This is a genomic window from Vallitalea sediminicola (assembly GCF_054408565.1).
Genome location: NZ_BTPT01000331.1, coordinates 1 through 256, shown reverse-complemented (window position 1 = coordinate 256; position 256 = coordinate 1). Strand labels below are relative to the sequence as shown.

Here is a 256-nt window from a genome sequence, read left to right as displayed (position 1 = left end):
TGAATCTAGCGAGAAAATATTTGAAATGATTGTTAAGGCTTTGGAGCAGACAAATGAAGAGGCTATAGCTGCGGACAAAGCATGGCTTTCTGTTTATAGAACTTTAGGGGAAAATTTGTCACAATATTCAATATGTCATGACTTAATACTTCCTGTTTCAGCTCCTGAGGGGTCTATAATAACATGGACATCTAATAAGCCGGAGGTAATATCTAATAGTGGAGTTATTACTAGACCAGAATACGAGGAAGGACAT

Annotated in this window: 1 protein-coding gene; it reads left to right on the top strand. The window is 37.1% G+C overall.

Annotated elements, in window-relative coordinates:
• The coding region (locus ACX6CF_RS26940) for an immunoglobulin-like domain-containing protein (protein WP_458788453.1) at positions 1-256 on the top strand (256 nt) is incomplete at both ends.